This window comes from Limnoglobus sp. (assembly GCF_059499385.1).
Genome location: NZ_JCABYM010000037.1, coordinates 62,433 through 69,098, shown reverse-complemented (window position 1 = coordinate 69,098; position 6,666 = coordinate 62,433). Strand labels below are relative to the sequence as shown.

At 67.6% G+C, this 6,666-nt stretch carries 6 protein-coding genes; 2 read left to right on the top strand and 4 right to left on the bottom strand.

Going from position 1 to position 6,666, the window contains the following annotated elements:
* Positions 1-80: 80 nt before the first annotated feature.
* The 4 genes from AC5JJ2_RS06140 to rimO form a co-directional block, all read right to left on the bottom strand.
* Positions 81-1,127, bottom strand: coding sequence for a DUF1559 family PulG-like putative transporter (locus AC5JJ2_RS06140; RefSeq protein ID WP_495857084.1), 1,047 nt, complete (start codon positions 1,125-1,127; stop codon positions 81-83).
* A gap of 516 nt (positions 1,128-1,643) precedes the next feature.
* The gene (locus AC5JJ2_RS06135) at positions 1,644-1,826 is read right to left on the bottom strand and encodes a hypothetical protein (RefSeq protein WP_495857083.1); all 183 of its coding nucleotides are present in this window, start codon (positions 1,824-1,826) and stop codon (positions 1,644-1,646) included.
* 64 nt (positions 1,827-1,890) lie between these two features.
* Positions 1,891-3,000 (bottom strand): DUF1559 domain-containing protein, encoded by a 1,110-nt coding sequence (locus AC5JJ2_RS06130; protein WP_495857082.1) that lies wholly within the window; start codon positions 2,998-3,000, stop codon positions 1,891-1,893.
* A 253-nt stretch (positions 3,001-3,253) separates the two neighbouring features.
* On the bottom strand, positions 3,254-4,648 hold the full coding sequence (gene rimO / locus AC5JJ2_RS06125) for a 30S ribosomal protein S12 methylthiotransferase RimO (protein WP_495857081.1): 1,395 nt from the start codon (positions 4,646-4,648) through the stop codon (positions 3,254-3,256).
* Positions 4,649-4,772: 124 nt separating this feature from the next.
* On the opposite strand from rimO, the gene mch reads away from it, so the two are divergent.
* On the top strand, positions 4,773-5,717 hold the full coding sequence (gene mch, locus AC5JJ2_RS06120) for a methenyltetrahydromethanopterin cyclohydrolase (RefSeq protein ID WP_495857080.1): 945 nt from the start codon (positions 4,773-4,775) through the stop codon (positions 5,715-5,717).
* Positions 5,714-6,559 carry an ATP-grasp domain-containing protein gene (locus AC5JJ2_RS06115; RefSeq protein ID WP_495857079.1) on the top strand — a complete coding sequence of 282 codons (846 nt, stop codon included), beginning with the start codon at positions 5,714-5,716 and terminating at the stop codon, positions 6,557-6,559. Before mch ends, AC5JJ2_RS06115 begins: the two co-directional genes overlap by 4 nt.
* Positions 6,560-6,666 lie beyond the last annotated feature (107 nt).

The window sequence follows — 6,666 nt, the reverse complement described above, 5'->3', positions numbered from 1 at the left end:
CGCGGTCCTCGGATCGGGGAGGGAGGGCAATAGGTCAAGCGGGGTACGGAGTACCCGATACTCCGCCCGGAAGCTCCGGGTCAGTCGAACGTGACGACGCGGCCGTCCTGCGCCCCGCAGATGAACACGTAGGTGAGGAAGTCCATCGCCGGGTTCAGCGAGCGGACGGACCCGTCCATGAACATCGTGTTCACCCGGTTGGTCGTGTGCTGGCTGCCGGGCAACCCGACCCCCAACCCCCGGCCCTGCGCGCTGAAGTCGCAGTTGACCGCGTTCGCCCGGTCCGGGCACATGCCGAAGTTGCTGATCGACGGGGCGTGGGCCCACGGCGAGTGGCCCCACCCGTTCTGCGGCACGCCGGTCCCGTAATCGACGTACCCGCCGGACGTTTCCAGCACGCCGACGGTGTTGCTCGTCCCGTCCATGACGCCGACGATGCTCAGCCCGCGGAGGTAGCGGAACGGCCCGAGGTACTCCTCGAAGCTGGCCACGTACCCGACGTTGAACAGGTAGTGCGTCTTCCCCGTCCGGGTGACGGCGTCCGGCGTGCTGCCGATGTCGAAGTAGAAGGTGTCCAGGTTGACCGCCGGCGGCGCGGTGGACACCCCGGCCCAGGTTCCGCCGGCCGGGAAGTGCCGGCCGCGGATGCCGAGCACGGCGAGCACGCCGACGTTCCGCGCCTCCTGGGGCGACACGTTCGCCGGGCACGTGAACGCCTTCAGGTCGGTCTCGGCCCCGTACCGCGTCTGCGGGGTCGGCGGCGGGACGCCGTACCCGGCGAGGTTCCACGCCAGGTTGCTGCCCCACCACGACCCGTTCTTCAGGTCGAAGCTCCGGAAGATCGCGTCCTGCTCCAGGTGCGGCAGCAGGTACACGAACGTCCCGGCCCCGCGGTTGTCGTACCCGGTCGGCAGCTTCCCTTCCGTACTTTCGAAGTTGTGGACGGCCAGGCCGATCTGCTTCAGGTTGTTGGCGCACGTGGTCCGCGCCGCGGCCTCGCGGACCTTCTGCACGGCCGGGAGCAACAGGCCAATGAGGATGGCGATGATGGCGATGACGACGAGCAGCTCGATCAGCGTGAACGCCGGCCGGCGGCCGGGCGGGGGCGGGGATGGAACGCGAGTCATGACGAACCTCGGACGGATGAAACGGAAAAATGCGGAACAGGGGGACGCCCTGTTTCCGGCGGACTCGCGCGGAGGGAACGGGAGGGATCGACAACGCAATCGGGACGAGGGGTACGATTCGAGTTGTCTGATGACGAACGTGCGCGAGCAAACTCTGATACGCCCCGGTCGCGGCGGCTGCGAGGCCGTGCGGGGGCGCGGGATCACGTCAATGCCGATCACCTTTCGGGCGTGTAATCACGATGATGTAAGGGTGTAGCCCGGGGACCCGCGCACAATCGTTGACTCGCGCTTGTGTAGAAATGGAGGTTCCAAATCTTCGCGTGGTCCCCGAGCTACACCGCAATATGCGGATTCGCGCCTGGGATCGCGCCACCGATTTCGGAAGTTTTTCCCCCGGCAGCCGGCGGCGGGCCGTGGCGGCGAACCGGGGCGGAAAATCGCGGCCGGAAATGACGGGGCCGACGCGAGTGCCTCGCGTCGGCCCCCGGGAAACGGGTCCACCGTCTCGGATCACTACTTGGCGGCCGGGTCCTCGATGGACGCTTCCATCGACTTCGTCTTGTGGCCCTTCTTGTCCGATCCGTCCTTGGTCGAGATCGGCGCGTTCTTCACGGCGGGCGAACTGCTCCCGCCGCAGCCGACGCACACGCCGAGGGCGGCCGCGAATCCGAGCAGGACGGTCAACTTGCGAAGCATGCGTACACCTCTGATGAATGGGGTTCGGTCGGCCGCCCCGCGCGGGGCGGCCGGGCGTCCGGGGTTAGTTGATGAGGGCCAGCGACAGGTCGGCCGTCTGGCCGTCGTTGGCCCCGCCGAGGGCCTGGAGGACGAGCCACGACGTGTCGGTCGTAGCCCCGACCGGGATGCCGGCCCGGATCGCCTTCACCGCCCCGTCGCCCATCGTGACCATGACGACGCCGGTGTGGTAGCTGCTCATCTGGTACACGAACGCGTCCTTCCCGTTCTTCGTCCCGTACCCGGTCGAGATCGTCCCGGCCCCGACGATGCTGTGCGTGAACACGTTGTCCCGGCCGGCGAACGCGGCGTTCGCGTGGCAGCGGCCGCTGACCTCCGAGTACAGGATCGTGTTGCTGCTGCCGTCGATGATGTTGACCACGCTCTTCGGGTTCCGGTTCACGAAGATGCCCTCGTACTTCGCGTACGTCGGGTGGTTCCCCCGGCCGAGGCCGGCGCACCCGATGTAGTTCGAGATGCCCAGCGGCATGAGGGCCTCCACCGACGCGTAGTCGTCGTAGTAGAACCCGGACGTGACGACCGTGGTGGTCAGGTTCCGGACCAGCAGGCCGCCGATCACGAACCCGCCGGTCACCCCGGTCCCGAACGCGTTGTTGTCCGGCTCCCCCTTCGGGTCGGACGGGCAGCGGAACGTCTTCAGTTGCGCCGCCTTCCCGGCCGTGTAGATGGCCGTCGGCGGGTACGGGTTGTCGAACCAGTACGGCATCGCCGGGTTCGTGTTCTTCGCGTCGTCCATCCGGCCGTAGGGGGTCGTGAGGGCCGGGTCCACCATCCGCCAGATGTTGTCCTGCTCCATGTACGGGAGCATCACGACGATGTTCCCCAACAGCGACCCGTGCCCGGCCGCGTCCCCGCCGACGCTGACGAGCGGGTTCGGCGGGCCGACGATCCCGGCCGGGAACGTGTTCTGGGCGCTGTGGTAGTTGTGGGCCGCCAGCCCGAGCTGCTTCATGTTGTTCGTGCAGGTCGTGCGGGCGGCCGCCTCCCGGACCTTCTGCACGGCGGGCAGCAGCAGCCCGATCAGGATCGCGATGATCGCGATCACCACCAGCAGTTCGATGAGCGTGAAGCCCGGACGTGCGGGGGCCTCACTCCGCGAAAGACGCGTGCGCATGATAAAACCTCGTCGAATGAACACCGAAATGAGAAACAGGACAGTACCTGTTCCCTGGGTGCGACCCCTGCGCGATTGGGAAAAGGACAAAAAAACCGTAGGGCCACCGGGGTGGCCTTTGCGAGAGAAGGTTTGATTGTCAAATCGCAGGGGAGCGCGAGTCAGTCGAAAGTGTAATTGGGTGATGGTCCGAAGTTCAAGTAGATTCCGCAAAAAATCTCGACTTCGCGGGTCGGGTATGCGGCGCGTTCCGTCACCACGGCTGGCCGACGGCCCGGCCGACGAGGTCGTACCCGTCGGCGCTCGTCACCTTCACCGTCACGAAGTCGCCGGGCCGGAGGTTCTTCGCCTTCACCCGGACCTCGCAGTCGATGTCCGGGCTGTCTGCCGTCGTCCGGCCGCGGACGTGATTCGCGAACTCCGGGTCCGGCCCGTCCACGATCACCGGCAGTTCCTTGCCGACCTGCTTTGCGGAGAAGTCGAACGCGATCCGCTGTTGCAGTTCCATGATCCCGGCGACGCGGGCCTGCTTCACGTCCTCGGGGACGTGGCCGTCGAGCTTCTCCGCCGGCGTGCCCGGTTCGAGCGAGTACGGGAACACGCCGAGCCGCTCGAACCGCTGGTCCGCGACGAACGATTTCAGTTCCTCGTACTCCGCGTCCGTCTCGCCGGGGAACCCGACGATGAACGTGGTGCGGATCGCCAGGTTCGGGATCGCCTTCCGCATCCGGGCGAGCAGCTTCTCCGTCGCCGCCCGGTCCACGCGGCGGATCATCCGCCGCAGCACGCGGTCGTTGATGTGCTGGAGCGGCATGTCGATGTACGGGATGATTTTCTTCGCGCCGGCGATGGCATGGAGCAGGTCGTCGCCCATGTGTTCCGGGTAGGCGTACAGGAGGCGAATCCACTCGATACCCTTGACCTGGTCGAGTTGTTGGAGCAACTCGGTGAGCCGCGTGCGGCCGTACAGGTCGAGGCCGTAGTACGTCGTGTCCTGCGCGACGATGATGAGTTCCCGCACGCCGTCGGCGGCGAGTTCGTTCGCCTCGCGGACGACTTCCTCCATCGCCTTCGTGACGTGCTTGCCCCGCATCTTCGGGATCGCGCAGTACGTGCAGAGGCGGTCGCACCCCTCGCTGACCTTCATGTACGCGAAGTGCCGCGGCGTGATCCGCAACCGGGCCGTGTCCTCGAGCGCCCGCACCGGGGCCGGGCGGAACAGCGACCGCTGTTCCTCGCGGTGCTGCACGGCGCGATCGACGACCTGTGCGATGTCTTCACGGCCGAACACGCCGACGATCTGATCCACTTCCGGGACAGTTTCGAGGAGCAAGTCCTTGTGCCGCTCCGCGAGGCAGCCGGCGACGACGACGGACCCGACGCGGCCTTGCTTCTTGAGTTCGAGCATCTCGCGGATGACGCCGAGCGACTCCTGGCGGGCCGGCTCGATGAACCCGCACGTGTTCACGACGACGACATCGGCCCCCTCGGTGTCGGCCTGGAAGGCGTACCCGTCCTGCGCGAGCTTGCCGAGCATCCGTTCGGAATCGACGGTGTTCTTCGGGCAGCCGAGGCTGATGAAGGCGTAGCTGCCCTTCGGCGTGGCGGTGGCGGCGGTGGCGAGCGGGAGGCTTTTCGTGACGGCCATGAGGATCGCAAAAGAGGGAACGAAGGTCGAACTGTTGTTATACGGGCCGAGCCGCCGTTTTGCATTTTTCATTTCGCATTTTGAATTGATACATCATGGAGGGATGCCCCAACCGGAGCCGGTCATGCGAACCCTGAACGAGCGGGCCTGGGCCGTCGCCGACGCGATGGCCGCGGACGCGGAGCAGTTGCGAATCGCCGTCACCCACGTCGCCGGCACGCGGATGCTGGACTGCGGCGGCGGGGCCGACGGCAGCCTCGCCGCCGGCGTGCGGATGGCCCGCGCCTGCCTCGCGGACCTCGCCGACGTGTCGCTCGTGCCGTCGCCGTTCGCGGAACTGCCCGGCCCGGCCGTGCAGGTGACGACCGACCACGCGGTCAAGGCGTGCCTCGCGTCGCAGTACGCCGGGTGGCAGGTGAAGGCCGGGAAGTATTTCGCGATGGGGTCCGGCCCGATGCGGGCGGCGTCGGCGCGGGAGGCGATCTTCACAGACATCAACTACAAGGAAGAACCGCCGTGCGCCGTTGGCATTCTGGAAGCAAACAATCACCCCACGGAGGACGCAGTCGCCGCGATCATGCAGAAACTGCCGACGAGTGTTAAAAAGCTGACCCTCCTGACCGCGCCGGCCGCGAGCGTCGCCGGAGCGGTGCAGGTGGTGGCCCGCAGCGTCGAGACGGCCCTGCACAAACTGCACGAGCTGAAGTTCGACGTGCGGTACGTCGTCAGCGGGTTCGGCGTGGCCCCGCTACCGCCGGTGGCGAAGGACGACCTGAATGCGATCGGCCGGCCGAACGACGCGATCCTGTACGGCGGCCGGGTGACGCTGTGGGTCCGGGCCGACGACGAGCAGCTCGCCGCCATCGGCCCGAAGGTCCCGTCCACGGCGTCGAAGGACCACGGCGCGCCGTTCGCGGAACTGTACGCCCGGTACGGCAACTTTTACGACATCGACCCGCTACTGTTCTCCCCGGCCGAGGTGACGTTCGTGAACCTTAGGACCGGCCGCGCGTTCCGGTTCGGCCGGGTGGATGCGGGATTGTTGGTGAAGTCGTTCTTTGGAGGGTGAAGTTGCGCCTCGCGATCCTCTCCCGCGGCGACGGGTGGCACGTCCAGGACCTGATCCGCGCCGCCCGCGACCTCGGCCACGCCGCCGCGGCCGTGGACTTCCGCCGCGTGGCCGCGACGGACGGCCCGCCGCTGACCGACTTCGACGCCGCAGTCATCCGCACCATGCCGGCCGGGTCGTTGGAGCAGGTCGTCTTCCGCATGGACGTGATGCACGCATTCCAGGCGAGTGGCCGGCCGGTGCTGAACCCGCCGCGGGCCATCGAGACGTGCGTAGACAAGTACCTCACGAACGTCCGCCTCGCCGCCGCCGGGCTGCCCGTACCACTGACAACGGTGTGTCAGTCGGCCGACGACGCCCTCGCCGCGTTCGATTCGCTCGGCGGCGACGTGGTGGTGAAGCCGCTGTTCGGCGCGGAGGGCCGCGGCATGGTCCGCGTGTCGGACCGGGAACTCGCGTGGCGGACGTTCCACGCCATCGAGCAGACCCGCGGCGTCATGTACGTGCAGCAGTTCGTCCGCCACCCCGGCTGGGACGTGCGGGCGTTCGTGCTGAACGGGAAGGTGATCGCGGCGATGAAGCGGACGAACCGCGGCGACTGGCGGACGAACGTGGCCCAGGGCGGCACGGCCGCGCGGCACGAGCTGTCCCGCGAGGAGGCGGAGCTGGCGGTGAACGCGGCCGCGGCGACCGGGGCCGTCGTCGCCGGCGTGGACCTGATCCTGAACGACCGCCGCGAGTGGCTGGTGATCGAAGTGAACGCCGTGCCCGGCTGGAAGACGCTCGCCCCGACGTGCGGCCTCGACATCGCGAAGGTGGTCGTGCGGGCGGTGACAGAGTAGTAGGCACACTCCGTGTGCCGTCTGTTGTCGGTCGCAGCGACTCGGACGAACTCCCTGGGCGCATGAACGCGACGGCACACGGAGTGTGCCTACTACTATGAGGCCGA